Raw genomic sequence first — 25,177 nt, forward strand, 5'->3', positions numbered from 1 at the left:
CCGGGCGGCCGCTCGCGAGTACCCGTCCGCGGGCCGGGGCGGCCGGCGGGCGGGCCCGGGCGCGACGATGCGAAGGGGCGAGCGAGCGATGGGCACCGAGACCGCAGGGGTGACGGCACGTCCGGCGGGGCGCCACCGGGCCGGCCGGGTGGTGGTGGACTGGCTCTCCACCACCGACCACAAGAAGATCGGTCACCTGTACCTGATCACCGCGTTCGGCTTCTTCCTGGCCGGCGGGGTCATGGCGCTGCTGATGCGCGCCGAACTCGCCCGGCCGGGACTCCAGCTGATGGACAACAACCAGTTCAACCAGCTGTTCACGCTGCACGGCACGATCATGCTGCTGCTGTTCGCGACCCCGAGCTTCGCGGGGTTCGCCAACGAGCTGATGCCGTTGCAGATCGGCGCCCCGGACGTGGCCTTCCCCCGGCTGAACATGCTGTCGTACTGGCTGTTCACCTTCGGCGGGCTGATCGTGCTGGGCTCGCTGGTGGTGCCGGACGGGCCGGCCGCCTTCGGCTGGTTCGCCTACGCGCCGCTCAACGACGCCCACCACTCCCCCGGCGTCGGCCCGGACCTGTGGATCATGGGCCTGGCCCTGTCCGGCTTCGGGACGATCCTGGGCGCGGTCAACTTCATCGCCACGATCATCGGGATGCGGGCGCCGGGCATGACGATGTTCCGGATGCCGATCTTCACCTGGAACACGCTGTTCACGTCGATCCTGATCCTGATGGCGTTCCCGGTGCTGGCGGCGGCGCTGCTGGTGCTGGAGTCGGACCGGCGGTTCGGCTCGCAGGTGTTCCAGGCGGCGAACGGCGGGGCGCTGCTGTGGCAGCACCTGTTCTGGTTCTTCGGGCATCCCGAGGTCTACATCATCGCGCTGCCGTTCTTCGGGATCATCACGGAGATCATTCCGGTGTTCAGCCGCAAGCCCGTCTTCGGCTATCTGACGCTGGTCGGCGCCACGATGGCGATCACGGGGCTGTCGATGGTGGTGTGGGCGCACCACATGTTCGCCACCGGCGCGGTGCTGCTGCCGTACTTCTCCCTGATGTCGTTCCTGATCGCGGTGCCGACGGGGGTGAAGTTCTTCAACTGGACCGGCACGATGATCAAGGGCTCGCTGTCCTTCGAGACGCCGATGCTGTGGGCGATGGGCTTCCTGGTGACGTTCCTGCTCGGCGGCCTGACGGGGGTGATCCTGGCCTCGCCGCCGCTGGACTTCCACGTCACGGACTCGTACTTCGTCGTCGCCCACTTCCACTACGTCGTCTTCGGCACGGTCGTCTTCGCGGTCTTCGGCGGCTTCTTCTTCTGGTGGCCGAAGTTCACCGGCAGGATGCTGGACGAGCGGCTGGGGAGGATCCAGTTCTGGACGCTCTTCACCGGCTTCCACACCACCTTCCTCGTGCAGCACTGGCTGGGCGCCGAGGGCATGCCCCGCCGGTACGCCGACTATCTGGCGTCCGACGGCTTCACCGCGCTGAACACGGTCTCGTCGATCGGTTCCTTCCTGCTCGGACTGTCCACGCTGCCGTTCCTGTACAACGTCTGGAAGACCGCCACGCAGGGCGAGAAGGTCCGCACCGACGACCCCTGGGGCTACGGCCGCTCGCTGGAGTGGGCGACCTCCTGCCCGCCGCCCCGGCACAACTTCGTCACCCTGCCCCGCATCCGCAGCGAGTCCCCCGCCTTCGACCTGCACCACCCGAAGTACGCGGACCAGGCCCCGCAGCCCGAGCCGAAGGGGCATCAGGCGCGGTCGTGAGGTGGGGTGCCGCACGCGGACGGCCGCCGTCCCCGGCTGGGGCGGCGGCCGTCCGTACGCCGTGTCCGGCGCTCAGAGCGCGAGGCGCTGACCGGGCACGATGATGTCGGGGTCGGCGCCGATGACGGACCGGTTGGCGGCGTAGATCCGCTGCCAGGTGGTCCCGTGCCGGGCGGCGATGGTGCTCAGGGTGTCGCCCTCGCGGACCGTGTAGTCACCGCGCGAGGCGCTGCGGCCGGTGCCGGCCGCCGGGCGCTCCGGCGCCTTCGCCGGGGCGGAGCGGGTGGGGGCGGACTTCGCGGGGGCGGACCTCGTCGTCGCGCCGCCGCTGTGGGCCGCCGTGCCCGAGGAGCCGGTGCGGGCGGCCGCGGGGGCCGCGCCGGAGGCTCCGGCGCGGGCGGAGCAGACCGGCCAGGCGCCCCAGCCCTGGGCCTGCTGGACCCGGGTGGCGACGGCGATCTGCGCGCTTCTGGAGGCCTGGTCGGCCGTCGGGGCGTAGGCGGTGCCGCCGTACGCGCGCCAGGTGCCGGCGGAGAACTGGAGCCCGCCGTAGTAGCCGTTGCCGGTGTTGATGTGCCAGTTGCCGCCGCTCTCGCACCGGGCGATGCGGTCCCACACCCCGTTGTCCGCCGCGGCGGCGTTGCCGGTCGCGGCCAGCAGGCCCAAGGGGGCCAGCAGGGCGGCTCCCGCCAGGGTGGCCGCGGTGCGGCCCTTGCGGGTGCCCTCGGAACGGGCGGGGCGGCGGGTGGTATCGGCACACTCGGACATATGGTTCCCTCTCCACGAACCCGGGCTCCCCCGGGCGGAACGCGCCGGGACCCCGCACGACCGCGGTCCCTCGCGCCCGCCCCGTCCGCCGCGGCCGGTGTCGGCGATCGTGCTCTGCCTGACGCCGGCCGGCGGACGTACCCGAGCGGTGCTCGTTGCACACGGCGGAGGAATCTAGAGAGGACGAGCGCCCGGAATCAACCAACTCACCGTCGTGCCAGGCCAGTTGCCGGTTACCGGAGGTAGCGGCGATTTCCGGACACCCACTACATGCGTCGATTTCCCGATATTCCCACCACCGCCCCCCGGCGACCTGTGAGCCACCTCACCCCTTCAAGTGCCTTCGCTCTACATGAAGTTGACGGAGTGTGGCGGATTCCGCACCGGAGGTGACGTCGCGCGGGACACGTCGCGAACCAGTCCTCCCCGGGGCGTGACTCCCACCACAGAACGTCCGTTGTCTTCTTCATGAGCCCGCAACCCCGGGGCTCATCGGCCGGGAGCCAACCGGCCGACACCAGCACCGCATCCCGAGGGAGCCACCCGTGCCGCGCATGCTCGACGTCAGTGACGCCGTACGCGCCGAGATCGGCGACGAAGAAGCCGAACGGCTGCTCGCCGGAGAGAACGCCCCGGGCAGTTACGACTGCACGTCCTGTCGCACCCCGGGCGACTCCGAGCAGGAGCGCACCAGCACCGTCCTGTTCGTCGGCGACGAGACCGCCGTCCTCGCCTTCGCCCACGCCGGCTGCCTGCCCTCGCAGGTCGTGCAGGTCACGGAGGAGCAGTTGCGGGGCGCCGTCCGGTCCATCGGCGTCGCCGACGACGCGCCGGCCGGCGGCGAGCCGCAGCGGTCCGTGCCCGAGCAGGCGGTGCTCGGCGTGACCAGCGGACTGGTGCTGATCGACGGCGAGTTGCACCCCGCGCTCGTGGTCGAGCCCACCTCCGCGATCGTCCGGCCGGGCACGGACGGGCCCGGCGACGACTTCCTCCCGCTGCTCATCGAGCAGGGCTTCACGCCGGTGACCGAGCTGACCGGCGTCCCCGAGGTGCTGCACGGCTGGTCCGTGCTGCTGGCCGTGGGCCGGCTGCACGCGGTGCTCCAGCCGGGCGGCGACGGCGGCCGGCCGGTGGCCTGGTGGCAGGCGCACCAGCCGCTCCAGGTGACCGACGGGTGGCGGGCCGCCGCCAACAAGCACCAGCAGGTGCTGATGTTCGCGGCCCCGGTGGGGTCCATCGGGCGGCAGCCGCGGGAGGACCTGCTGCGGGAGGCGCTCGACCGGGCCGCCGCGCAGGGGAGGCTGGTCGCCGCGGCGCTGCCTCTCGCCGGCACCTGAGGTCCCCCGCCGGACGGGCCGCGCCTCCTGGTGAGTGGTACGACCGCATCCCTTCGGGGTCCCGGTCGTTTGGACATACGTGCACGCATACGACACACCGCCCCGTCGGTCCTTCTCCTCCGTGCCGTCCGCCCGGGCGGCGCAGGAGCCTTCCGGTGGACCGTCGGCCACGCCGATCTACGACACGCTCTACGCGGAGTGGGTCAAGACCTTCCGCACGCTGCCCGGGGACCGCAGCGGTGAGGAGGAGCTGAGGTTCAGCGCCTTCGGGGACTTCCCGGACGGCAGCAGCAGATACGGCGGCCACCGGGCGGGGACGTTCAGCAGCTCCTACAGCGCCTACAGCGCGGGGGCCTACAGCGCCCGGCAGCAGTCCCAGTGGCAGCGGGTCGGCACGCTCGGCCGGCAGCAGGACTCCGGGGCGCCATACGTCCCGGCCGCCGCCCTGCCACCGGGACAGCGCCGCGGCGCCTGAGACCCCCCGCACACGACGGGCGGCCCCTGGAGAACCAGGGGCCGCCCGTCGTGTCGTACCGCCGTTACTTCTTCTTCGCGCCGCGCTTCTCGCGCACCCGCACCGAGATGTGGATCGGGGTGCCCTCGAAGCCGAACTCCTCGCGCAGCCGGCGCTCGATGAAGCGCCGGTAGCCCGCCTCGATGAAGCCGGAGGCGAACAGCACGAACCGCGGCGGCTTGGTGCCGGCCTGGGTGCCGAACAGGATGCGCGGCTGCTTGCCGCCCCGGATCGGGTGCGGGTGGGCCGAGACCAGCTCGCCGAGGAAGGCGTTCAGACGGCCGGTGGGCACCCGGGTCTCCCAGCCCGCGAGGGCCGTCTCGATCGCCGGGACCAGCTTCTCCATGTGCCGGCCGGTGCGCGCCGAGACGTTCACCCGGGGCGCCCAGGCGACCTGGCCGAGCTCGGTCTCGATCTCCCGCTCCAGGTAGTAGCGGCGCTCCTCGTCGAGGGTGTCCCACTTGTTGAAGGCCAGGACGATCGCGCGGCCCGCCTCGACGGCCATGGTGACGATCCGCTGGTCCTGGACCGAGATGTTCTCGGAGGCGTCGAGCAGGATGACCGCGACCTCCGCCTTCTCCACGGCGGCCGCCGTGCGCAGGGAGGCGTAGTAGTCGGCGCCCTGCTGGAGGTGCACCCGCTTGCGGATGCCGGCGGTGTCCACGAACTTCCAGGTCTTGCCGCCGAGTTCGATCATCTCGTCCACGGGGTCGCGGGTGGTGCCCGCCAGCTCGTTGACGACGACGCGCTCCTCACCGGCCACCTTGTTCAGCAGCGAGGACTTGCCGACGTTCGGGCGGCCGATCAGGGCGATCCGGCGGGGGCCGCCGACCGCGGTGCCGAAGGACTGCTCGGGCGCGTCCGGCAGCACCTCCAGGACGGCGTCGAGCATGTCGCCGGTGCCGCGGCCGTGCAGCGCCGAGACCGGGTGGGGCTCGCCGAGGCCGAGGTTCCACAGATAGGAGGCGTCGGCCTCGCCGCTCGGGCCGTCGACCTTGTTGGCGCACAGCACGACCGGCTTGCCGGCCTTGCGCAGCAGCCGGACGACCGCCTCGTCGGTGTCGGTAGCGCCGACCTTGGCGTCCACCACGAAGACGACCGCGTCGGCCGCCTCGATCGCGTACTCGGCCTGGGCCGCCACGGAGGCGTCGATGCCGAGGACGTCCTGCTCCCAGCCGCCGGTGTCGACGACCTTGAAGCGGCGGCCGGCCCACTCGGCCTCGTAGGTGACGCGGTCGCGGGTGACGCCCGGCCGGTCCTCCACGACCGCCTCACGGCGGCCGATCATCCGGTTCACCAGAGTCGACTTGCCGACATTGGGGCGGCCGACGACGGCGAGCACGGGCAGCGGACCGTGGCCCGCCGCCTCGATGGCGCCCTCGACGTCCTCGATGTCGAAGCCCTCTACCGCGGCGAGCTCCATGAACTCCGCGTACTCGGCGTCGCCGAGAGCCCCGTGCTCGTACTCGTGCGCGGCCGAGCCGTCGGGCTGGATGTCGTCGTTCATGAAGTCCGTACCTCGTCGTTCATCGGTGGTGATCGGTGGACCGGCCCGGTGGGGGCTGATCCACTACTCAAGTCAAGTGTCGCCTAGCGCCCGGTCAGGCGCCTGGCGTTTTCCAGGTGGCTGGTGAGCTGTTTCCGGATCCGCTCGGTCGCCGCGTCCAGCGCCGCCCGCGTCCGCCGTCCGCTGCCGTCACCCGCCTCGAAGGGGTCCCCGAAGACCACGTCGACGCGGGAGCGCAGCGGGGGCAGTGCCTTGATCAGCCGGCTGGGGCGCTCGGCGCTTCCCAGCACGGCCACCGGGACGATCGGCGCCCCGCTGCGGACCGCGAAGTAGGCGAGCCCGGCGCGCAGCGCGGCGAAGTCGCCCTCGCCCCGGGTGCCCTCCGGGAAGATGCCCAGCACTCCCCCGTCCGCCAGCACGCCGAGGGCCTGGGAGATCGCGCCCCGGTCGGCCGTGGCGCGGTCCACCTTCAGCTGGCCGATGCCGGTCAGGAAGGGGTCCAGCGGGCCGACGAAGGCCTCCTTCTTGATCAGGAAGTGCGTGGGGCGGGGTGCCACGCCCATCACCATCGGTCCGTCGATGTTGTGGGAGTGGTTCACGGCGAGGATGACCGGGCCGGCGGCCGGCACCTTCCAGGCGCCGAGCACCCGCGGCCGCCACAGGCCGTACATCAGCCCGACGCCGATGCGGCGGCCGACCTCCGCACCCCGCTGTGAGGGCACCGGCGCCGAGGTCACTTCCCGGCCCGCTTCTCCTCGACCAGGGTGACGACGCACTCGATGACCTGGGCGAGGGTCAGCTCGGTGGTGTCCACCTCGATGGCGTCGTCGGCCTTGGCGAGCGGCGAGGTCTTGCGGCTGGAGTCGGCCGCGTCCCGCTTGATCAGGGCCTCGCGGGTGGCGTGGACGTCGGCGCCCTTCAGCTCGCCGCTGCGGCGGGCCGCGCGGGCCTCCGGGGAGGCGGTGAGGAAGATCTTCAGGTCGGCGTCCGGCAGGACGGTCGTGCCGATGTCCCGGCCCTCCACCACGATGCCGTGCTCCGCGGCGGCGGCCAGCGAGCGCTGGAGCTCGGTGATCCGGGTGCGCACCTCGGGCACCGCGCTGACCGCGCTGACCTTGGAGGTGACCTCCTGGGTGCGGATCGGGCCGGACACGTCCACGCCGTCGACCGTGATGGTCGGGGCGGCCGGGTCGGTGCCGGAGACGATCTCCGGCTTGCCGGCCACGGCGGCGATCGCGGTCGGGTCCTCCAGGTCGATGCCGTTGGTCACCATCCACCAGGTGATCGCCCGGTACTGGGCGCCGGTGTCCAGGTAGCTGAGACCGAGCTGTGCGGCGACGGCCTTCGACGTGCTCGACTTGCCCGTGCCGGAGGGACCGTCGATCGCGACGATCACGGGCCTGGGGGTCGGGGCGGCGCCGTTTTCCACGGGGGGACACCTTCCTGGTGCGGTGCGGGCGGGGTGCGGGGAGCGAGAGCGCCCCGCACAAGGTTACTGGGTGCGGGTCACTCGTCCGGACGTACGCGGGCGGCGGGGCCCGGAGGCGGCCAGGCCTCCGGACCGGCGGGGCCCGTGTGCGGCGGGCGGGCCGGGCCGCGCGGGCGCTACTGGCGCAGCGCCCAGCCCCGCTCCCGCAGTGCCTCCTTCAGTGCCGCCTGGGCCTGGGGTTCGACCATGAGCTGCACCAGACCGGCCTGCTGTCCGGTGGCGTGCTCGATGCGCACGTCCTCGATGTTGACCCCGGCCCGGCCGGCGTCCGCGAAGATCCGGGCCAGCTGGCCGGGCTGGTCGTCGATGAGGACGACCACGGTCTCGTAGGCCCGCGGCGCGGACCCGTGCTTGCCGGGTACCCGCACCTGGCCGGCGTTCCCGCGGCGCAGCAGGTCCGCGATGCCCGCGCTGCCCTCGCCGCGCCTGGCCGCGTCGGCGGACTCCAGGTCGCGCAGCGCCCGGACCGTCTCCGTCAGGTCGGCGGCGACCTCGGAGAGCAGGTCGGCGACCGGGCCCGGGTTGGCGGACAGGATGTCGATCCACATCCGCGGGTCGGAGGCGGCGATCCGGGTCACGTCCCGGATGCCCTGCCCGCACAGCCGTACGGCGGACTCCTCGGCGTGCTCCAGGCGCGCGGCGACCATGCTGGAGACCAGGTGGGGCATGTGGGAGACGAGCGCCACGGCGCGGTCGTGGGCGTCGGCGTCCATGACGACCGGGACGGCCCGGCAGTGCGAGACCAGCTCCAGGGCGAGGTTCAGCACCTCGGTGTCGGTGTCCCGGGTGGGGGTGAGCACCCAGGGGCGGCCCTCGAAGAGGTCGGCGGTGGCGGCCAGCGGGCCGGACTTCTCCCGGCCGGACATCGGGTGGGTGCCGAGGTAGAAGGTCAGGTCCAGGCCGAGCGCCTCGAGTTCGCGGCGCGGGCCGCCCTTGACACTGGCGACGTCCAGGTAGCCGCGGGCCAGGCCGCGGCGCATGGCGTCGGCGAGCACCTTGGCGACATGGGCGGGCGGGGCGGCGACGATCGCCAGGTCGACCGGGCCGTCGGGCGCCTCGTCGGTGCCGGCGCCGAGCGCGGCGGCCGTGCGGGCCTGTCCGGGGTCGTGGTCGGCGAGGTGGACGGCGACGCCGCGCCGGGCCAGGGCCAGGGCGGCGGAGGTGCCGATCAGGCCGGTTCCGATGACGAGAGCGGTTCTCACTGGGCGATGTCCTTGCGCAGGGCCGCGGCGGCGCCGGGGTAGACGTGGGTGATGTCGGCCGGGAAGCCGCCGTGCGGGTCGGGGGTGGCCGTGACCCGGATGCCGATCAGGTCGTCGGCGGTCAGCCCGGCGCGGTCGAGGACGGCGGTGAGCAGCGCGCCGGCCTGCTCTCCCAGGTGTCCGGCGTCGTCCCGTTCCCGCTGGACGGCCCCCCGGACCGCTCGTACCGCCACGGCGCTGCTCCTCGCTGACATGCGTGTTCCGTTCTTGGTCCGTCCAGCGTAGTCAGCCGCGCGGTACGGGCGTGCGCCGACCGCGCGCTGAGACGATGCGGAACGTCCGCTATCCATGGATTTATACGTCTGTACGGAGGTCTGACATGCCCCAGCCAGCGACACGGCGCACCGTTCTCGCCACGGGCACCGGCGCGCTCGCCCTGGGCTGCGTGGGGTGCGGCGGCGGCTCCACGGCCCCGCAGCCGCCCACGGCCCCGGCGTCCTCGCCCTCCCCCGCCGCCGAGGGCGGCGCCGGGGAGACGTCCCCCGCCGCGCGGGAGGCCGCGCCGGCCGGGGAGGCACTGGCCCGGACCGAGGACATCCCCGAGGGCGGCGGCAAGGTCTTCGCGGACCGCAGAATCGTGGTCACCCAGCCGGAGAAGGGCCGCTTCAAGGCGTTCTCGGCGGTCTGCACCCACCAGGGCTGCACGGTGAGCCAGGTCACGGACGGCACCATCCTGTGCCCGTGCCACAGCAGCCGGTTCCACATCAGCGACGGCTCGGTGACCGCCGGCCCGGCGAGCAGGCCGCTGGCCGAGGAGCCGGTCACGGTGCGCGGAAATTCCCTCTACCTGACCTGAGCCGCCCGCGTACGCTCCGGGGATGCAGCCGCAGGACCTGGTACGCGACCACACCGTCTACGCCTGTGTCATGGGCTCCCGCGCCTTCGGCCTGGCGACGGACGCCAGCGACACCGACCGGCGCGGGGTGTTCCTCGCCCCGACCCCGCTGTTCTGGCGGTTCGACAAGCCGCCGACGCATGTGGAGGGGCCGGGCGAGGAGCGCTTCTCCTGGGAGCTGGAGCGGTTCTGCGAGCTGGCGCTGCGCGGCAACCCGAACATCCTGGAGTGCCTGCACTCCCCGCTCGTGGAGCACGTGGACGACACCGGCCGCGAGCTGCTGTCCCTGCGCGGCGCCTTCCTGTCCCGGCAGGCCTACGACACGTTCACCCGGTACGCCCTCGGCCAGCGCAAGCGGCTCGACGCCGATGTGCGCACCACGGGCGCCCCGCGCTGGAAGCACGCGATGCACCTGCTGCGTCTGCTGACGTCCGCCCGGGACCTGCTGCGCACCGGCGAGCTGCGGACCGGCGTGGGCGGGCTGCGCGAACCTCTGCTGGAGGTCAGGCGTGGGGAAGTGCCGTGGGCGCGGGTGGAGGCGTGGATGGTCCGGCTGGCGGGCGAGGCGGAGGAGGCCCTGCGGGTCAGTCCGCTGCCGGCCGAGCCGGACCGGGCGCGCGTGGAGGCCTTCCTGCACCGGGCGCGCCGGGCCTCAGCCCTCCAGGCGGAGCCGGACCACGAGGTCGTGCAGGGCGTCGTGGGCGGTGGCGGTGCCGGGCAGCGCTGAGCCGGCCTGCGCCTCGTCCAGCGCGGTGTGCAGCCGCTCCACGTCCGTCGCCACGCGTTCCCGGTCGACGTCGGCGCGGGCGTTCTCCCGTTCCCGCTTGGCGGCGATCAGCTCGGGCAGATAGCCGGGGCCGCCCGCCAGCTCCAGGAGCGTGGGCAGATGGGCCTGGACCTCGCCGCTGCGCATGAGGTGGATTCCGGTGAGCAGCACCCGGAAGGTGTAGAGCAGCGGCTTGAGTTCGCCGGTCTTCTCGAACAGCCGCCACTGGGTCGCGGCGAACCCGCGGTAGTGGTGGGCGTGGTGGCTGGTGAGGACGCCGGGGACGAGCGCGGTCAGCTCCCGGTGGGCCTCGCCGGTGTGCGCGACCAGCGGGGAGAGCAGCTGCTCCAGCACATAGCCGTTGCGGCGGAGCATCAGACGGGCGAACTTGCGCAGGTCGTGGGTGACGAGGTCCAGCTCGACGCCGTAGCGGACCCAGGTCCGCGAGCGGGTCTCCTCCGGCTCGCCCAGGCCGACGAGGTCGGCGGCGGGGAGCAGGTGGACGCCCCTCAGGTCCACGTCGGAGTCCTGGGAGGGGAAGCCGTACAGATGGGCTCCGGAGACGGTCGCGAACAGCAGGGGGTCGGGCTGTTCGGCGACCACCGGAGCCAGGTCTATGTCGAGGTCGGCCAGCATGGGCCTAAGCGTCCCAGAGCGTGCCCAGGGCCAACAGGTCGCCCCGGTACTCGATCCGCTCCGCCCAGTCGGCGGGCCAGGCCCCGGCGCCCAGCCGGGCGCCCGCGAAGGCGCCGGTGAGGCAGGCGATGGAGTCGGAGTCGCCGGCGGTGCAGGCGGCCCGGCGCAGGGCGGTGACGGGCTCGTCGGGGAAGAGCAGGAAGCACAGCAGCCCGGTGGCGAGGGCCTCCTCGGCGATCCAGCCCTCACCGGTGACCAGGCAGGGGTCGGTCTCCGGGGAGACGGTCCGCACGGCCTGACCAAGCCGGTCGAGGATCTCCAGGCACTCGTCCCAGCCGCGCGCGATGAAGTGCTCGGGGCCGGGGTCCTGGGCGCGGGTCCACAGGTCGCCGAGCCAGGCGTGGTCGTAGCGCGTGCGCTGTTCCAGGGCGTACGAGCGCAGCCGCCCGACGAGTCCGGCGGGATCGGTGCCCTGGGCGAGCAGGTGGACGGCGTGGGCGGTGAGGTCGGCGGCGGCCAGCGCGGTGGGGTGGCCGTGGGTGAGCGCGGCCTGCAACTGGGCGGCGCCGGCGCGCTGTTCGCCGCTGAGACCGGGGGCGAGGCCGATCGGGGCGACCCGCATGTTGGCGCCGCAGCCCTTGGAGCCCCTCTGGCTGGCGTCCTGCCAGGCCCGGTGCCGGTCGGTGAGCAGCTCGCAGGCCCGCAGACAGGTGCCGCCGGGGGCGCGGTTGTTCTCGGGCGACCGGTACCAGTCGGTGAACTCCGCGCGCAGCGGCCCCTCCAGCCCCCGAGGCGTCACGTCACCGCGGTCCATGGCCGTCCGCAGGGCGCGCCCGACGGCGAGGGTCATCTGCGTGTCGTCGGAGACGAAGGCCCGCTCGGGCAGCTCCATCTCGCGCCAGGGCCCGCACTTGGCGAGGATCGACGGCACGTCGTCGAACTCGGTCGGAAAGCCGAGGGCGTCCCCGAGGGCGAGTCCGAGAAGCGCTCCGGTCGCCGGCTGCTTGGGCATATGCACCATCCCCCTTTATCGTCATCATGACAATAAAGGGGGATGGTGATCATGGCAAGGCGCTCTAGAGCTCGACTTCCTTCATCAGCATGCCGACCTCGGTGTTCGACAGGCGGCGCAGCCAGCCCGACTTCTGGTCGCCGAGGGTGATCGGGCCGAAGGCGGTGCGCACCAGCCGCTCGACCGGGAAGCCGGCCTCCGCCAGCATGCGGCGCACGATGTGCTTGCGGCCCTCGTGCAGGGTGACCTCGACCAGGTAGTTCTTGCCGGTCTGCTCGACCACGCGGAAGTGGTCCGCGCGGGCGTAGCCGTCCTCCAGCTGGATGCCGTCCTTCAGCCGCTTGCCCAGGTCGCGCGGGATCGGGCCGACGATGGCCGCGAGGTAGGTCTTCTTCACGCCGTACCGCGGGTGCGTGAGGCGGTGCGCCAGCTCGCCGTGGTTGGTGAGCAGGATGACACCCTCGGTCTCGGTGTCCAGCCGGCCGACGTGGAAGAGCCGGGTCTCGCGGTTGGTGACGTAGTCACCGAGGCACTGCCGGCCCTCCGGGTCCTCCATGGTGGAGACCACGCCCGCGGGCTTGTTCAGCGAGAAGAACTGGTACGACTGGGTCGCCACGGTCAGGCCGTCGACCTTGACCTCGTCCTTCTCCGGGTCGACCCGCTTGCCCTGCTCGGTGACGATCTCGCCGTTCACCTCGACCCGGGCCTGCTCGATCAGCTCCTCGCAGGCCCGCCGGGAGCCGTAGCCCGCGCGCGCGAGGACCTTCTGCAGCCGCTCGCCCTCCTGCTCGGCGCCCGGGAAGGTCTTGGGCAGCTTGATGTCCTTCTTGCCCGCGTACCGCTCCCGGTTGCGCTCCTCGACCCGTGTCTCGTACTCGCGCGAGCGCGCCGGGGCCGTACGGCCGCCCTGCTGGGTCCGCTTCGGACCGCCCTTGGCACCGCCGCGCGCGGCACCGCCGCGTCCGGCCTTGGGGCCGTCCTTGGTGGCCCCGGGGCCCACGTCGTAGCGGCGCTCCTCGGGGCGGGGCTTGCGGGGCCGGCCCTGCCCCTGCTTCTGGTCCCTGTCGTTGCCGGCACCGCGGTAGTTACCGCGCCCGCCGCTCTTGCCGCTGCCGCTGCTTCGCATCAAGGTTTCCGTCTTAGTCGTCTGCGTCCTGACCGCCGGACACGTCGGGCGCGTCCGGGTCGAACGACGGGACCCCCTCCTGGGTCTCGGCCTCGATCGCCTCGGCCTCGGGGAGGAAGGGCGCGAGCTCCGGAAGCTCGTCCAGGCCACGCAGGCCCATCCGCTCCAGGAAGTAGTTCGTCGTCCTGTACAGGATCGCACCTGTTTCGGGTTCCGTGCCCGCCTCCTCGACCAGACCGCGCTGGAGCAGGGTGCGCATCACGCCGTCGCAGTTCACCCCGCGCACGGCGGAGACCCGGCTGCGGCTGACCGGCTGGCGGTAGGCGACCACCGCCAGGGTCTCCAGCGCCGCCTGGGTGAGGCGGGCGGTCTGGCCGTCCAGGACCAGCCGCTCGACGGCGGGCGCGTAGGCGGCACGGGTGTAGAAGCGCCAGCCGCCCGCGACGAACCGCAGCTCGAAGCCGCGGCCCTGCGCGGTGTACTCGTCGGCCAGCTCGCGCAGGGCGTCCGCGATCTGCCGCCGGGGCCGCTCCAGCAGCCGCGCCAGGTGCTCCTCGGTCGCGGGCTCGTCCACGACCATCAGCATCGCCTCCAGGGCGGGCTTGAGGTCGAGACCGGCGGGCTCGCTCATGCCTTCCTCTCCTCCCCGGGCCGCTCGGGCGGCCGGTCGAACTCGTCGGTGACCAGCGGCGCCGGATCCGTGTCCCCGCCGGTCCAGCGCACCGTCAGCTCCCCCAGCGCGGTCTCCTGCTCCAGCGCGACGGCCTTCTCCCGGTACAGCTCCAGCAGCGCCAGGAACCGGGCCACGACGGTGAGGGTGTCCCCGGCGTCCTCGGTGAGCTCCCGGAAGCCGGCCTCGCCCAGCTCGCGCAGCCGCGCCACCACGATCCGTGCCTGCTCCCGCACGCTGACCAGCGGAGCGTGGATGTGGTCGACGTAGACCTGCGGCCTGGGCCTGGGCTGCATGGCCTTGACGGCGAGCTTCGCGAAGCCCTCCGGGCCGATGCTGATGACGACCTCGGGCAGCAGCTCGGCGTGCCCGGGCTCCAGGCCGACGGTACGGGGGTAGCGCCGGGCCTCCTCGTCGAGCCGCTCGTTGAAGATGTCGGCGATCCGCTTGTAGGCGCGGTACTGGAGCAGCCGGGCGAAGAGCAGGTCGCGGGCCTCCAGCAGCGCGAGGTCGGCCTCGTCCTCCACCTCGGCGGCGGGCAGCAGCCGGGCGGCCTTGAGGTCGAGCAGCGTGGCCGCGACGACGAGAAACTCCGTGGTCCGGTCCAGGTCCCAGTCCGGCCCCATGGCCCGGATGTGCGCCATGAACTCGTCGGTGACCTTGGACAGGGCGACCTCGGTGACGTCCAGCTTGTGCCGGGAGATCAGCTGGAGCAGCAGGTCGAAGGGGCCCTCGAAGTTGGCGAGACGGACCGTGAAGACGCCGTCGGGAGCGGACTCGGGCTCGGCGTGCTCCCGCTCGGTCGGCTCCGCCTCGGTCGACTCGGACCCGGCCGGACCAGGCTCGGGCGCGGGCTCGGCGTGCTCGGCCACCACGGGAGCGACGGCCTCGGCCGGCTCGGACCCGACATGCTCGCGCTCGATCGGCTCGGACCCGGGCTCACGCTCGGCACGCCCCGGTGCCGGCGGCTCCGCTTCGGCGGGCCCGGCGTGCCCCGCGGGTACGGCGGCCGGCTCGGCCGGCCCGGCACCCGGTCCCCGCCCCAGCGCGCGCCGACGGCCGGCCGGTGCGCCGGGGGCAGGGGCTTCGTTCCAGGTCATAGCCCCCGCAGGCTATCGCTACCGCCCGCGCAGCCGGCGTACGAGGATGCTCGCGTCCCCGCGGGACTCCAGGTCGGCCAGGACCACGGCCACCGCCTCGCGGACGATCCGCCCGCGGTCCACCGCCAGCCCGTGCTCGCCGCGCAGCACCAGACGGGCGTGCTCCAGGTCCATCAGTTCCTCGGCGGAGACATAGACGGTGATCTTCTCGTCGTGCCGTTCGCGCCCGCTGGGCCGCCGGGTCGCCGACCGCCCGCGCTTGCGCGGCTGCGCGGCGGCCGGGCCCTCCTGGGCCGCCTGGCGGCGCACCGGGCGGCTACGGGACTCGCCGGCCTCACCGGCCTCGGCGTCCGCCGCCACGTGCTCCGCGCCCTCTCCGTCGCCGCCCCGGACGGGTACCGACGGCGGTACGTCCTCCCCGGCGGCCGTCTCGTCGCTCTCCCCGGCGGGAGCCGGCACCCGGGCCTCACCGCCCGCCGCGCGCCGGGGAGTGGACGGCTGGAGCGCCATCCCTCCTGTCGTACGGAAGAGTTCGTCGGCCCCGGGCAGACTCACTCGGCGTGACACCGGGCGAGCACCTCCCTGGCGAGCTGGCGGTAGGCGGCGGCACCGACGGAGTTGGAGGCGTACGTGGTGATCGGCTCACCGGCGACCGTGGTCTCCGGGAAGCGGACCGTGCGGCCGATGACCGTGTGGTACACGTGGTCGTCGAAGGCCTCGACCACGCGGGCCAGCACCTCGCGGCTGTGGACGGTGCGCGAGTCGTACATCGTGGCGAGGATGCCGTCGAGCTCCAGCTCGGGGTTGAGCCGCTCCTGGACCTTCTCGATGGTCTCGGTCAGCAGGGCCACACCGCGCAGCGCGAAGAACTCGCACTCCAGCGGCACGATCACCTTGTGAGCGGCCGTCAGGGCGTTGACGGTGAGCAGGCCGAGCGAGGGCTGGCAGTCGATCACGATGTAGTCGTAGTCGGGCAGCAGCGGCTTCAGGGCCCGCTGGAGCGTGGACTCGCGCGCGACCTCGGAGACCAGCTGGACCTCGGCGGCCGACAGGTCGATGTTGGAGGGCAGCAGGTCCATGTTGGGGACCGCGGTCTTCAGCAGGACCTCGTCCGCGGACATGCCCCGCTCCATGAGCAGGTTGTAGACGGTGAGGTCCAGCTCCATGGGGTTGACCCCGAGACCCACCGACAGCGCGCCCTGCGGGTCGAAGTCCACGAGCAGCACGCGCCGGCCGTACTCCGCGAGCGCGGCGCCCAGGTTGATGGTCGACGTCGTCTTGCCGACGCCGCCCTTCTGGTTGCACATCGCGATGATCTTCGCGGGGCCGTGGTCGGTCAGCGGGCCCGGGATCGGGAAGTAGGGCAGCGGGCGTCCGGTCGGGCCGATGCGCTCACGGCGCTGGCGGGCCGCGTCGGGCGCGAGCGTGGCCGCGTACTCCGGATCCGGCTCGTACTCGGCGTCGGGGTCGTAGAAGTGCCCCTCGGGCAGTTCGTCGTAGTCGGCGAAGTGGTTGTGGGGCGCGCCACTTCCGTCGCCGGCCATGGCGTTCACGTGATGGCCATCCATGCTCTGGTGTGCTGTCCCGGCCGCGTGCGGACCGGAACTCTGGTGGGCTGCGAAGGTGCGCACAGCTACGGAGCCGACAGCCTCGAATCCCGCGGGGCCCTGGCCCCGGACCGGCATTCCTGGTTGACCACCCCCGGGAGAAAATGTCGACTCATTCACAAGTCGTCTTACCTCCTTGGTGACCAGGAAACTTCTAGACAAGGTCAGCGTGGCACCATGCCGACGGTTGGCGACTCTATGGCGTGTCGGCGGTCCGCAGCAACACAATCCGCCGGACCCGGCAGGATGTGTCGGCAATGAAACATGTCGCTGTCAAGGGCGTACGGCCGTCGCACAGCAGGTTTCCCCGGTGTACGAATCGGTCGAAGCGTTACGTTCGAGGCGAGTTGACCGAGAGCCGCAAAGTGACCATACACACATCCGGCCGGACCTTGTCGGGCAAGGTCCGGCCGGGCGTGTGTGATTGACGAGTCGTGTTGACGAATCGCCTTTTGGCGGGTGGTGACTTGACGGCTCACCCGGTCGTGACCTGCTGGCGCAGGTCAGCCGAGCAGCGAGTCCAGCTCGACGTGCGGCAGGCCGTGGGCCTCCGCGACCTCCTTGTAAACCACCTTGCCGTCATGGGTGTTGAGGCCCTTGGCGAGCGCGGCGTCGCGGCGCAGCGCCTCCACCCAGCCGTTGTTGGCCAGCGAGACGATGTAGGGCAGCGTCGCGTTGGTGAGCGCGTTGGTGGAGGTGTTGGGCACACCGCCGGGCATGTTGGCGACGCAGTAGAAGACCGAGTTGTGCACCTTGAAGGTCGGCTCGGCGTGCGTGGTGGGGCGGGAGTCCTCGAAGCAGCCGCCCTGGTCGATCGCGATGTCGACAAGGACACTTCCGGGCTTCATCCGGGCGACCATCTCGTTGGTCACCAGCTTCGGGGCCTTGGCGCCCGGGATGAGGACCGCGCCGATGACGAGGTCGGCGTCGAGGACGGCCTTCTCCAGCTCGAAGGAGTTGGACATGACGGCCTTGACCTTCGTGCCGAAGATCCTGTCGGCCTCGCGCAGCTTGTTGATGTCGCGGTCGAGCAGGGTCACGTCGAAGCCCATGCCGATGGCGATCTGGGCGGCGTTCCAGCCGGAGACACCGCCGCCGATGACGACGGCCTTGGCCGGGGTCACGCCCGGGACGCCGCCCGGCAGCACACCGCGGCCGCCGGCCGCGCGCATCAGGTGGTAGGCGCCGACCTGCGGGGCCAGCCGGCCCGCGACCTCGGACATCGGGGCGAGCAGCGGCAGGGCGCGGTTCGCCAGCTCGACGGTCTCGTAGGCGATGGCCGTGGTGCCGGAGGCCAGCAGCGCGTCGGTGCACTCCTTGGACGCGGCCAGGTGCAGGTAGGTGAAGAGGGTCTGGTCCTTGCGGAGGCGGTGGTACTCCTCCGCGATGGGCTCCTTGACCTTCAGCAGCAGGTCGGCGCTCGCCCAGACCTCGTCCGCGGTGTCCAGGATGGCGGCACCGGCGGAGACGTACTCCTCGTCCGTGATCGAGGAGCCGAGGCCGGCGCCCCGCTCGACGACGACCTGGTGGCCGTTGCGCACCAGCTCGTGCACACCGGCGGGGGTGATGGCCACCCGGAACTCGTTGTTCTTGACCTCGCGGGGGATGCCGACCTTCACGTCGATCACGGTCCTTGGCTCAGAGGGTATGGGGGTGCAATAAAGACGTACCCAGACATGCGGGGGCATACCGGGAGACGCCGCAAGAGTGTGCGGCAGAGCCAGTCTAATGAAGGTGTTCTGGCTGTCTAGCCTTTCATTGCATCAATCTTCGCTGGATGCGGTGCGGATTTCGCAGGCGTTAGGGTCGTGTTCCGGCCTTGCTTCGTCCTCCGGCCGCTCCTCGGCCAGCATGCGCTCCGCCGCCGCCCGGTGCAGCCGGGCCGCCGCCGGGTCGCCGAGCCGGTCCAGGGTGTCGGCCAGCCGTAGCTGCACCGCGGCCTGGAGCCGGGCGTCCTCGGCCCGCCGGGCCCACTCGACGGCCTCCTGGCAGGTGCGCAGCGACTCCTCGGGCCGTCCCGCGTACTCCTGCACCCGGGCGATCTCGCTCAACGCCCGTGCGCTGGCGGCGATATCACCGCTCCTGCGGTAGCCGGCCAGGGCGGCCCGCCAGTTGCGCAGCGCCTCGCCGTAGCGGCCGGCGTAGGTGTGGGCGGTGGCGATCCTGCCGTACAGCCGGGCGGCCTCCGGGACCTCCCCGCGGGCCAGCCGCTCGGCCAGCGCCCGGCCGAACCAGTCCGCGGCCCGGTCGTGATCGCCCAGCTCCTGGTGGGCGCCGCCTACGGATTCCATCGCGCGGCCGGTCGCGTACGGGTCGTTCGCCTCGCGTCCGGCGTCCAGCGCGGCCCGGTAGCGGGCCAGCGCCTCCCGGGTCCGGCCGGTCTGCGCGTCCAGGTCGCCCAGGTTCAGCAGGGCCGCGGCCTTCTCCCGGGGCAGCCCGCGCCGCTCGGCCACGTCCAGCACGAGGCTGTGCACCCCGTACAGGTCGGCGGCGGCGGCCTGGGTGCCGACATGGGCCGCCAGGGCCCGCACCAGCTGGGACATCAGCCGGCGGGCGAGGGTGTCCAGCTCGCCGTCGGCCACCGCCAGGCGCACCGACGCCAGCAGCGCGGGCCGCCGGATGCGCAGCCAGTCGGCGGCGGCCCGCGGGTTGGGGAAGCGCAGCGCGGGCGGCATGCCGTTCAGCTTCTCCCGGGCCTGCGGGCTGTCCGTCTCGGTGATCGCCCGGCAGGACTGGAGCAGCCGCACCGTCCGCTCCAGCATCCGGGCCCGGGCCAGCTGGAGCTCGGCGGGCCGCTCCTGGATCTCGGCCAGGGCGCGCAGCAGCGGGTGCAGCCGGCCGGGGACCTCGTACTGGGGCAGCGGGGAGTCCACCGCGCGCAGCAGGCCGAGGGCGGTGAGGTCGTCGAGGGTGGCACGGGCGGCGTCGACCGAGCAGCCGGCCAGGGCGGAGGCGGTGTGCGGGTCGGCGAGGCCGGCCGGGGCGAGGCAGAGCAGCCGCAGCAGCCGGGCGGCCGGCCCGGGCAGCTGGTCGTGGACGAGCCGGAAGACACGGGACAGCGGGGACGCCTCGGTGCCCTCCGTGCCGTCCTCGGCACTCGCGTGCAGTCGCTTGGCGAGGTCGGAGACGGTCGCCTTGGGGCGGGCCGCGAGCCAGCCGCCGGCCAGCACCAAGGCGGCCGGGTGGCCCTGGCACGCCTCCACCAGGCTCTCCGCGGCGCGCGGGTCGACGGTGACCCGGACGGCGCCGGCGTAGCCGGTGAGCAGGTCCACCGCGGACTTGGTGTCGAGGCCGCCCAGTGTGCAGGGGCGGACGTCGGCGATACCGGTGAGCGGGCCCCGGGAGACGGCGACCACCAGGCAGTCCGGGGCCTCGGGCAGGAGTGCGTCGACCTGGTCGGCGCCGGCCGCGTCGTCCAGCAGCAGCACCGCCCGCCGGCCGGCCAGGGCCGCCCGCAGGGCCGCGGCGAGGTCGTCCTCGGCGGCTCCGGCGGGGGCGGGCAGCTCCAGCGCCTCCAGCAGCGCGCGGGCCGCCCGCTCGACGGGGACCGGGGTGCCGTCGGGCTCGCTGAGCCGGGCCCGCAGCACCCCGCCCGGGTAACGGCCGGCGACCCGGCGGACGAGTTCCTCGGCGAGGCTGGTGCGGCCGGAGCCGGGGCGGCCGGCGATGAGCAGGACGCGCGCGCGGGGCGCCTTGCGGCCGGAGAGGGTGTCCAGGCCGGCCCGCTCGATGTCGGCGCGCAGCTCCTTCAACTCCCGGACCCGGCCCAGGAAACGGTCCTTCGGAGCCGGGTGCGCGGACAGCTCCGCACCGTCTGGGTCCACCGCCTGTTCCGTCACGGGCCACACTCCCGTCCCACCGCACGCGCAAGCCCGCCGGTGTCTTCCGTACGGGCGTTTGCAGAGCCTAGTTCACGCTCTGCGACGTACCCGGAGGAGCGCGGCGAACGCATCGCCCGATCGGATCAGGCGATGGTCACACCAGTGGTCCGGACGGGTCGGGTGGTGCGGACGGGCCGGGTCAGCTCTGGAAGGGGCGCGCGGGCCAGGGCGCGTCGGCCGGGCGCAGGGCGTCCAGCCCGTCCCCGCCGCGGGCGGCGACCAGGGCGAGCACGCCGACCACGAGACAGTTGTTGTGCACGTCCCCGGCCAGGATCCGGCGCACGAGTTCAGCGACCGGCACGCGCGCGTGCTCCATGTCGGTCTCCTCGTGCTCCGCCTCGAAGCGCTCCCCGTCGGCCTCGGACAACTCGCGGGCGAGGAAGATCCGCACGGCCTCGTCGCAGCCGCCGGGGGTGGTGTACACGTCGGTCAGCACCCGCCAGTCCTCGGCCTTGACGTGCGCCTCCTCGTACAGCTCCCGCTGGGCGGCGTGCAGCGGGTTCTCGCCGGGCACGTCCAGCAGGCCGGCCGGGATCTCCCACAGCTTGTGCCGCACGGGGTGGCGGTACTGGTTGATCAGCAGGACCCGGTCCTCCTCGTCCAGGGCGAGGACGGCGACCGAGCCGGGGTGGACCTGGTAGTCCCGGCGGACCACCGTGCCGTCGGGCATGACCACCTCGTCCGTGCGGACGGAGGTCTTGTTGCCCGTGAAGGGGGTCTCCGTGGCCCGGATCTCCCACTCCTCGCGGGTGTCCTTGATCGTCATGCCCTGTCCCTTCCGCATACACACAGTGAAACCGGGGTGCCCACCTCCTACGAAGGTACGCACCCCGGCCACCGTACAACCGGCGTGTTACTTGGCGTTCTTCCGCTCGACGGCCGCCTTCACCAGACCGGCGAACAGCGGGTGCGGACGGGTCGGCCGGGAGCGCAGCTCCGGGTGGGCCTGGGTGGCGACCAGGTACGGGTGGACGTCCCGCGGGTACTCCACGTACTCCACGAGCTTGCCGTCGGGGGAAGTGCCGGAGAAGAGGATGCCGGCCTTCTTCTCCAGTTCCGCGCGGTAGGCGTTGTTGACCTCGTAGCGGTGGCGGTGGCGCTCCTCGACGTACTCCTTGCCGTCGTAGACCTCGCGGACGATGGAGCCCTCGGCGAGCTTGGCCGGGTACATGCCGAGCCGCATCGTGCCGCCCATGTCGCCCTCGCCGGCGACGATGTCCATCTGCTCGGCCATGGTGGAGATCACCGGGTGGGCGGTCGCCGGGTCGAACTCGGTGGAGTTGGCGTCGGGGATGCCGGCCAGGTTGCGGGCGGCCTCGATCACGATGCACTGCAGGCCCAGGCACAGGCCGAGCAGCGGGATCTTGTTCTCCCGGGCGTAGCGGATCGCGCCGACCTTGCCCAGCACACCGCGGTCGCCGAAGCCGCCGGGGATGCAGATGCCGTCCACGCCCGCCAGCTGGGCCTTGGCCCCGGCCGGGGTCTTGCAGTCGTCGGAGGTGACCCACTTGATCTTGACCCGGGCGCGGTTGGCGAAGCCGCCCGCGCGCAGCGCCTCGGTGACCGACAGATAGGCGTCGGGCAGGTCGATGTACTTGCCGACGAGGGCGAGGGTGACCTCGTGCTCGGGGTTGTGGACGCGGTCGAGCAGGTCGTCCCAGGTCGTCCAGTCCACGTCCCGGAAGGGCAGGTCGAGCTTGCGCACCACGTAGGCGTCCAGGCCCTCGGTGTGCACGACCTTGGGGATGTCGTAGATCGAGCGGGCGTCGGGGCAGGCGACGACGGCGGCCTCGTCCACGTCGCACATCAGGGAGATCTTCCGCTTGATCGCGGTGGGGACCTCCCGGTCGCAGCGCAGCACGATCGCGTCGGGCTGGATGCCGATGTTGCGCAGCGCGGCCACCGAGTGCTGGGTGGGCTTGGTCTTCAGCTCGCCGGAGGGGCCGATGTAGGGCAGCAGCGAGATGTGCACCACGAAGACGTTGTCCCGGCCGACCTCGTGGCGGACCTGGCGGACGGTCTCCAGGAACGGCAGCGACTCGATGTCGCCGACCGTGCCACCGACCTCGGTGATGACCACGTCGACCTCGTCGGTGGCCATGCGCCGGATGCGGTGCTTGATCTCGTTGGTGATGTGCGGGATGACCTGCACGGTGTCGCCCAGGTACTCGCCGCGCCGCTCCTTGGCGATCACGGTGGAGTACACCTGGCCGGTGGTGACGTTGGCGCTGCCGTCCAGGTCGCGGTCGAGGAAGCGCTCGTAGTGGCCGATGTCCAGGTCGGTCTCGGCGCCGTCGTTGGTGACGAACACCTCACCGTGCTGGAAGGGGTTCATCGTGCCCGGGTCGACGTTCAGGTACGGGTCGAGCTTCTGCATCACGACACGCAGGCCGCGGGCCTTGAGCAGCATGCCCAGGCTGGAGGCGGTCAGGCCCTTGCCGAGCGAGGAGGCGACACCCCCGGTGACGAAGATGTGCTTGGTCGTCGTGGATTTGGGCGGCATGGCCAAGAGGGGGCTCCCGTGGTCGCTGGCGGTGATGCGGTGCGGCTGCCGTCCCGGAGAGTTCCGGGGGTGCCGTCGCTGCGGTTCGGGGGGTTTTCTCCCACCGGTCCACGGGCTACCAGCGTATCAGCGCCTGAGCGAGATGGCTTCCGGCCACGCTCCGCGCCCGCCCGGGCACAGCACGAGTGCACCGGGGTCACTCATGCAACTTTCGCACCGGTCCGGGCACACGGTTCTCACCCGGCGCTCACTCGTTCGGCCCATACGGGTTGCCCGGAGCGGCCCCCGGATCATCTGCATGCGTCGTATCCTGCTCGGACACTCACTGCCGAGCCCGGCCGGTTACGACGGCACACCCCCGCCTGCACCAACCCGGAACAACGAGAGCGCGGCAGTTCGTTGAGCAAGGACTGTCGTGTTGCCTCAGGGCTCGCGGGCTGCTTTGCTTCACCGCTCAACGACACACACCCAACGACCCTTGACCGCACTAGCGACAGCCCCCTGCGCGGGGGTGTGACGTGGCCGTTCGACTGGAGTTGCACGTGGCCGGGCGCATCGAAGACTACGCACTCATCGGAGACATGCAGACCGCCGCACTGGTCTGCCGGGACGGCACGGTGGACTGGCTGTGCCTGCCCCGCTTCGACTCACATGCCGTCTTCGCCGGCCTGCTGGGCACCGAGGAACACGGCTTCTGGCGGCTCGGCCCGGCGCACGCGGCCGACGCCAAGCCGCCCACGGCGGCCCGGCGCGGCTACCGCGGCGACTCGCTGATCCTGGAAACCGAGTGGGACACCCCGCGCGGCACCGTACGCGTGACCGATTTCATGCCCCCGCGTGACGGCGCCCCCCAGCTGATCCGGATCGTGGAGGGCGTCTCCGGCCGGGTGCCGATGCGCTCCGCCCTGCGGATGCGGTTCTCCTACGGCCGGGTGGTGCCGTGGGTGCACAAGCACGAGGGCCGCACGGTGGCCGTCGCCGGACCCGACTCGGTGTGGTTCGACACGGAGGCCGAGACCTACGGCAAGGCGCTGACGACCTACGCCGACTTCACCGTGGCCCCGGGCGACCGCATCGCCTTCACCATCTCCTGGCAGCCCTCTCACAAGGAGCCGCCGCCGCTGCCGGAGCCGGAGGCCTCGCTGGAGGCCACGGAGGACTTCTGGCGCGAGTGGGTCGAGCACTGTACGTACCACGGGCCCTACCGCGAGGCGGTGATCCGTTCGCTGATCACCCTGAAGGCGCTGACGTACGCCCCCACGGGCGGCATCGTCGCCGCCCCGACGACCTCCCTGCCCGAGGACATCGGGGGCGTGCGCAACTGGGACTACCGCTACACCTGGCTGCGGGACGCGGCGATCACCCTGTCCTCGCTGCTGCGCACCGGCTACCGCGAGGAGGCGCGCGCCTGGCGCGAGTGGCTGCTGCGGGCGGTCGCCGGCGACCCGGAGAACCTCCAGATCATGTACGGCATCGCCGGCGAGCGGGAGCTGGGCGAGGCCGAGCTGGACTGGCTGCCGGGCTATGAGAAGTCCGCCCCGGTCCGGGTCGGCAACGGCGCGGCGCACCAGCTCCAGCTGGACGTGTACGGCGAGGTCACCGAGGCCCTGCACCTGGGCCACATGACCGGTCTGGCCCGCAACGACTACGCCTCCCTGCTCCAGCTGAAGCTGATCCGCTACCTGGAGGACCACTGGCAGGAGCCGGACGAGGGCATCTGGGAGGTGCGCGGCCCGCGCCGGCACTTCGTGCACTCCAAGGTGATGGCCTGGGTCGCGGTGGACCGCACCATCAAGCTGATCGAGTCCGGGGACGCGGACGGCCCGCTGGAGCGCTGGCGTGAGCTGCGCGACGACATCCACCGGGACGTGTGCGAGAAGGGCTACGACAAGGAGCGCAACACCTTCACCCAGTCCTACGGCTCCAAGGAGCTGGACGCCTCGCTGCTGCTGATCCCGCAGATGGGCTTCCTGCCGCCGGACGACAAGCGGGTGATCGGCACCATCGAGGCGATCCAGCGCGAGCTGTCCACCCCGGACGGGTTCATCCTGCGCTACCCCACGGAGGGCGAGGACGCGGGCGTCGACGGCCTGCCCGGTGACGAGGGCGCCTTCCTGGCCTGCTCGTTCTGGATGGCGGACGACCTGGCGATGATCGGCCGGGTGGACGAGGCCCGCAAGCTGTTCGAGAAGCTCCTCGCGCTGCGCAACGACCTCGGCCTGCTCGCCGAGGAGTGGGACCCGCGGCTGAAGCGGCAGGTGGGGAACTTCCCGCAGGCGTTCAGTCACGTGCCGCTGATCGACACGGCGCTGCGGCTGACCGCGTCCGGCGCGTACGGGGGGTAACCGCCGTCGGTCGTCCTCGGGGACGTCGTAGCTGGTCGCGCGATTCCC

23 protein-coding genes are annotated in these 25,177 nt (G+C 72.4%); 6 read left to right on the forward strand and 17 right to left on the reverse strand.

Annotated features, from left to right (window positions below):
- Nucleotides 1–88 precede the first annotated feature (88 nt).
- On the forward strand, nucleotides 89–1,771 hold the full coding sequence (gene ctaD / locus IH25_RS0114290; RefSeq protein ID WP_030608668.1) for an aa3-type cytochrome oxidase subunit I: 1,683 nt from the start codon (nucleotides 89–91) through the stop codon (nucleotides 1,769–1,771).
- Nucleotides 1,772–1,843: 72 nt separating this feature from the next.
- Here the strand turns inward: ctaD and IH25_RS0114295 are convergent, their stop codons facing one another.
- Nucleotides 1,844–2,539 carry a LysM peptidoglycan-binding domain-containing protein gene (locus tag IH25_RS0114295; RefSeq protein ID WP_030608670.1) on the reverse strand — a complete coding sequence of 232 codons (696 nt, stop codon included), beginning with the start codon at nucleotides 2,537–2,539 and terminating at the stop codon, nucleotides 1,844–1,846.
- Between the two features lie 545 nt (nucleotides 2,540–3,084).
- On the opposite strand from IH25_RS0114295, the gene IH25_RS0114300 reads away from it, so the two are divergent.
- The gene (locus IH25_RS0114300; RefSeq protein WP_030608673.1) at nucleotides 3,085–3,876 is read left to right on the forward strand and encodes a hypothetical protein; all 792 of its coding nucleotides are present in this window, start codon (nucleotides 3,085–3,087) and stop codon (nucleotides 3,874–3,876) included.
- A 79-nt stretch (nucleotides 3,877–3,955) separates the two neighbouring features.
- Nucleotides 3,956–4,351, forward strand: a complete 396-nt coding sequence (locus tag IH25_RS0114305) for a hypothetical protein (protein WP_030608676.1) — start codon at nucleotides 3,956–3,958, stop codon at nucleotides 4,349–4,351.
- Nucleotides 4,352–4,415: 64 nt separating this feature from the next.
- Here the strand turns inward: IH25_RS0114305 and der are convergent, their stop codons facing one another.
- From der to IH25_RS0114330, 5 genes are all read right to left on the reverse strand, one after another.
- A complete protein-coding gene (gene der, locus IH25_RS0114310) occupies nucleotides 4,416–5,897 on the reverse strand; it encodes a ribosome biogenesis GTPase Der (protein WP_030608679.1) in 1,482 nt (493 codons plus the stop codon).
- 83 nt (nucleotides 5,898–5,980) lie between these two features.
- A complete protein-coding gene (locus IH25_RS0114315) occupies nucleotides 5,981–6,568 on the reverse strand; it encodes a lysophospholipid acyltransferase family protein (RefSeq protein ID WP_051753928.1) in 588 nt (195 codons plus the stop codon).
- Between the two features lie 62 nt (nucleotides 6,569–6,630).
- Nucleotides 6,631–7,326, reverse strand: coding sequence for a (d)CMP kinase (gene cmk, locus IH25_RS0114320; protein WP_030608685.1), 696 nt, complete (start codon nucleotides 7,324–7,326; stop codon nucleotides 6,631–6,633).
- Between the two features lie 176 nt (nucleotides 7,327–7,502).
- Nucleotides 7,503–8,588 (reverse strand): prephenate dehydrogenase, encoded by a 1,086-nt coding sequence (locus IH25_RS0114325; RefSeq protein ID WP_030608688.1) that lies wholly within the window; start codon nucleotides 8,586–8,588, stop codon nucleotides 7,503–7,505.
- On the reverse strand, nucleotides 8,585–8,821 hold the full coding sequence (locus IH25_RS0114330) for a chorismate mutase (RefSeq protein WP_030608706.1): 237 nt from the start codon (nucleotides 8,819–8,821) through the stop codon (nucleotides 8,585–8,587). Before IH25_RS0114330 ends, IH25_RS0114325 begins: the two co-directional genes overlap by 4 nt.
- A 146-nt stretch (nucleotides 8,822–8,967) precedes the next feature.
- On the opposite strand from IH25_RS0114330, the gene IH25_RS0114335 reads away from it, so the two are divergent.
- Both IH25_RS0114335 and IH25_RS0114340 read left to right on the forward strand, forming a co-directional pair.
- Nucleotides 8,968–9,444: a Rieske (2Fe-2S) protein gene (locus IH25_RS0114335; RefSeq protein ID WP_030608709.1), complete on the forward strand. Its 477-nt coding sequence runs from the start codon at nucleotides 8,968–8,970 to the stop codon at nucleotides 9,442–9,444.
- A gap of 22 nt (nucleotides 9,445–9,466) precedes the next feature.
- Entirely contained in the window at nucleotides 9,467–10,210 is a 744-nt protein-coding gene (locus tag IH25_RS0114340; protein WP_030608713.1) for a nucleotidyltransferase domain-containing protein, read from the forward strand.
- Here IH25_RS0114340 and IH25_RS0114345 read toward each other — a convergent pair.
- The 11 genes from IH25_RS0114345 to IH25_RS0114395 all read right to left on the reverse strand — a co-directional run bounded on the left by IH25_RS0114345 (nucleotide 10,136) and on the right by IH25_RS0114395 (nucleotide 22,784).
- Complete coding sequence (locus tag IH25_RS0114345; RefSeq protein ID WP_030608715.1) at nucleotides 10,136–10,885, reverse strand: nucleotidyltransferase domain-containing protein; 750 nt, start codon at nucleotides 10,883–10,885, stop codon at nucleotides 10,136–10,138. The genes IH25_RS0114340 and IH25_RS0114345 overlap by 75 nt on opposite strands.
- Before the next feature lie 4 nt (nucleotides 10,886–10,889).
- Entirely contained in the window at nucleotides 10,890–11,897 is a 1,008-nt protein-coding gene (locus IH25_RS0114350; RefSeq protein ID WP_030608721.1) for an ADP-ribosylglycohydrolase family protein, read from the reverse strand.
- A 64-nt stretch (nucleotides 11,898–11,961) separates the two neighbouring features.
- Entirely contained in the window at nucleotides 11,962–13,023 is a 1,062-nt protein-coding gene (locus IH25_RS0114355; RefSeq protein ID WP_030608724.1) for a pseudouridine synthase, read from the reverse strand.
- A gap of 13 nt (nucleotides 13,024–13,036) precedes the next feature.
- Nucleotides 13,037–13,654, reverse strand: a complete 618-nt coding sequence (scpB, locus tag IH25_RS0114360) for an SMC-Scp complex subunit ScpB (protein ID WP_030608727.1) — start codon at nucleotides 13,652–13,654, stop codon at nucleotides 13,037–13,039.
- Complete coding sequence (locus IH25_RS0114365; RefSeq protein ID WP_030608729.1) at nucleotides 13,651–14,793, reverse strand: segregation and condensation protein A; 1,143 nt, start codon at nucleotides 14,791–14,793, stop codon at nucleotides 13,651–13,653. The genes scpB and IH25_RS0114365 overlap by 4 nt, the downstream gene beginning before the upstream one ends.
- An 18-nt stretch (nucleotides 14,794–14,811) precedes the next feature.
- Nucleotides 14,812–15,360 carry a hypothetical protein gene (locus IH25_RS0114370; protein ID WP_078844237.1) on the reverse strand — a complete coding sequence of 183 codons (549 nt, stop codon included), beginning with the start codon at nucleotides 15,358–15,360 and terminating at the stop codon, nucleotides 14,812–14,814.
- Nucleotides 15,345–16,478 (reverse strand): ParA family protein, encoded by a 1,134-nt coding sequence (locus tag IH25_RS0114375; protein ID WP_078844238.1) that lies wholly within the window; start codon nucleotides 16,476–16,478, stop codon nucleotides 15,345–15,347. The genes IH25_RS0114370 and IH25_RS0114375 overlap by 16 nt, the downstream gene beginning before the upstream one ends.
- A 425-nt stretch (nucleotides 16,479–16,903) precedes the next feature.
- The gene (ald, locus tag IH25_RS0114380; RefSeq protein ID WP_030608735.1) at nucleotides 16,904–18,028 is read right to left on the reverse strand and encodes an alanine dehydrogenase; all 1,125 of its coding nucleotides are present in this window, start codon (nucleotides 18,026–18,028) and stop codon (nucleotides 16,904–16,906) included.
- Nucleotides 18,029–18,163: 135 nt separating this feature from the next.
- On the reverse strand, nucleotides 18,164–20,239 hold the full coding sequence (locus IH25_RS0114385) for a tetratricopeptide repeat protein (RefSeq protein ID WP_030608738.1): 2,076 nt from the start codon (nucleotides 20,237–20,239) through the stop codon (nucleotides 18,164–18,166).
- Nucleotides 20,240–20,420: 181 nt separating this feature from the next.
- Complete coding sequence (locus tag IH25_RS0114390; RefSeq protein WP_030608740.1) at nucleotides 20,421–21,047, reverse strand: NUDIX domain-containing protein; 627 nt, start codon at nucleotides 21,045–21,047, stop codon at nucleotides 20,421–20,423.
- 87 nt (nucleotides 21,048–21,134) lie between these two features.
- Entirely contained in the window at nucleotides 21,135–22,784 is a 1,650-nt protein-coding gene (locus IH25_RS0114395) for a CTP synthase (RefSeq protein ID WP_030608743.1), read from the reverse strand.
- Nucleotides 22,785–23,326: 542 nt separating this feature from the next.
- Here IH25_RS0114395 and IH25_RS0114400 point away from each other — a divergent pair.
- Nucleotides 23,327–25,129, forward strand: a complete 1,803-nt coding sequence (locus IH25_RS0114400; protein ID WP_030608746.1) for a glycoside hydrolase family 15 protein — start codon at nucleotides 23,327–23,329, stop codon at nucleotides 25,127–25,129.
- The last annotated feature ends 48 nt before the right edge of the window (nucleotides 25,130–25,177 follow it).

It is taken from the genome of Streptomyces achromogenes subsp. achromogenes (assembly GCF_000720835.1).
Taxonomy (GTDB): Bacteria; Actinomycetota; Actinomycetes; order Streptomycetales; family Streptomycetaceae; genus Streptomyces; species Streptomyces achromogenes.

Bases quoted from the DNA above. Each gene is read 5' to 3' on its own strand.
- ctaD (WP_030608668.1), top strand. From the start codon at position 89: ATGGGCACCGAGACCGCAGGGGTGACGGCACGTCCGGCGGGGCGCCAC.
- IH25_RS0114295 (WP_030608670.1), bottom strand. From the start codon at position 2,539: ATGTCCGAGTGTGCCGATACCACCCGCCGCCCCGCCCGTTCCGAGGGC.
- der (WP_030608679.1), bottom strand. From the start codon at position 5,897: ATGAACGACGACATCCAGCCCGACGGCTCGGCCGCGCACGAGTACGAG.
- IH25_RS0114315 (WP_051753928.1), bottom strand. From the start codon at position 6,568: ATGTACGGCCTGTGGCGGCCGCGGGTGCTCGGCGCCTGGAAGGTGCCG.
- IH25_RS0114335 (WP_030608709.1), top strand. From the start codon at position 8,968: ATGCCCCAGCCAGCGACACGGCGCACCGTTCTCGCCACGGGCACCGGC.
- IH25_RS0114340 (WP_030608713.1), top strand. From the start codon at position 9,467: ATGCAGCCGCAGGACCTGGTACGCGACCACACCGTCTACGCCTGTGTC.
- IH25_RS0114345 (WP_030608715.1), bottom strand. From the start codon at position 10,885: ATGCTGGCCGACCTCGACATAGACCTGGCTCCGGTGGTCGCCGAACAG.
- IH25_RS0114350 (WP_030608721.1), bottom strand. From the start codon at position 11,897: ATGCCCAAGCAGCCGGCGACCGGAGCGCTTCTCGGACTCGCCCTCGGG.
- IH25_RS0114355 (WP_030608724.1), bottom strand. From the start codon at position 13,023: ATGCGAAGCAGCGGCAGCGGCAAGAGCGGCGGGCGCGGTAACTACCGC.
- scpB (WP_030608727.1), bottom strand. From the start codon at position 13,654: ATGAGCGAGCCCGCCGGTCTCGACCTCAAGCCCGCCCTGGAGGCGATG.
- IH25_RS0114365 (WP_030608729.1), bottom strand. From the start codon at position 14,793: ATGACCTGGAACGAAGCCCCTGCCCCCGGCGCACCGGCCGGCCGTCGG.
- IH25_RS0114375 (WP_078844238.1), bottom strand. From the start codon at position 16,478: ATGCCGGTCCGGGGCCAGGGCCCCGCGGGATTCGAGGCTGTCGGCTCC.
- IH25_RS0114390 (WP_030608740.1), bottom strand. From the start codon at position 21,047: ATGACGATCAAGGACACCCGCGAGGAGTGGGAGATCCGGGCCACGGAG.
- IH25_RS0114395 (WP_030608743.1), bottom strand. From the start codon at position 22,784: ATGCCGCCCAAATCCACGACGACCAAGCACATCTTCGTCACCGGGGGT.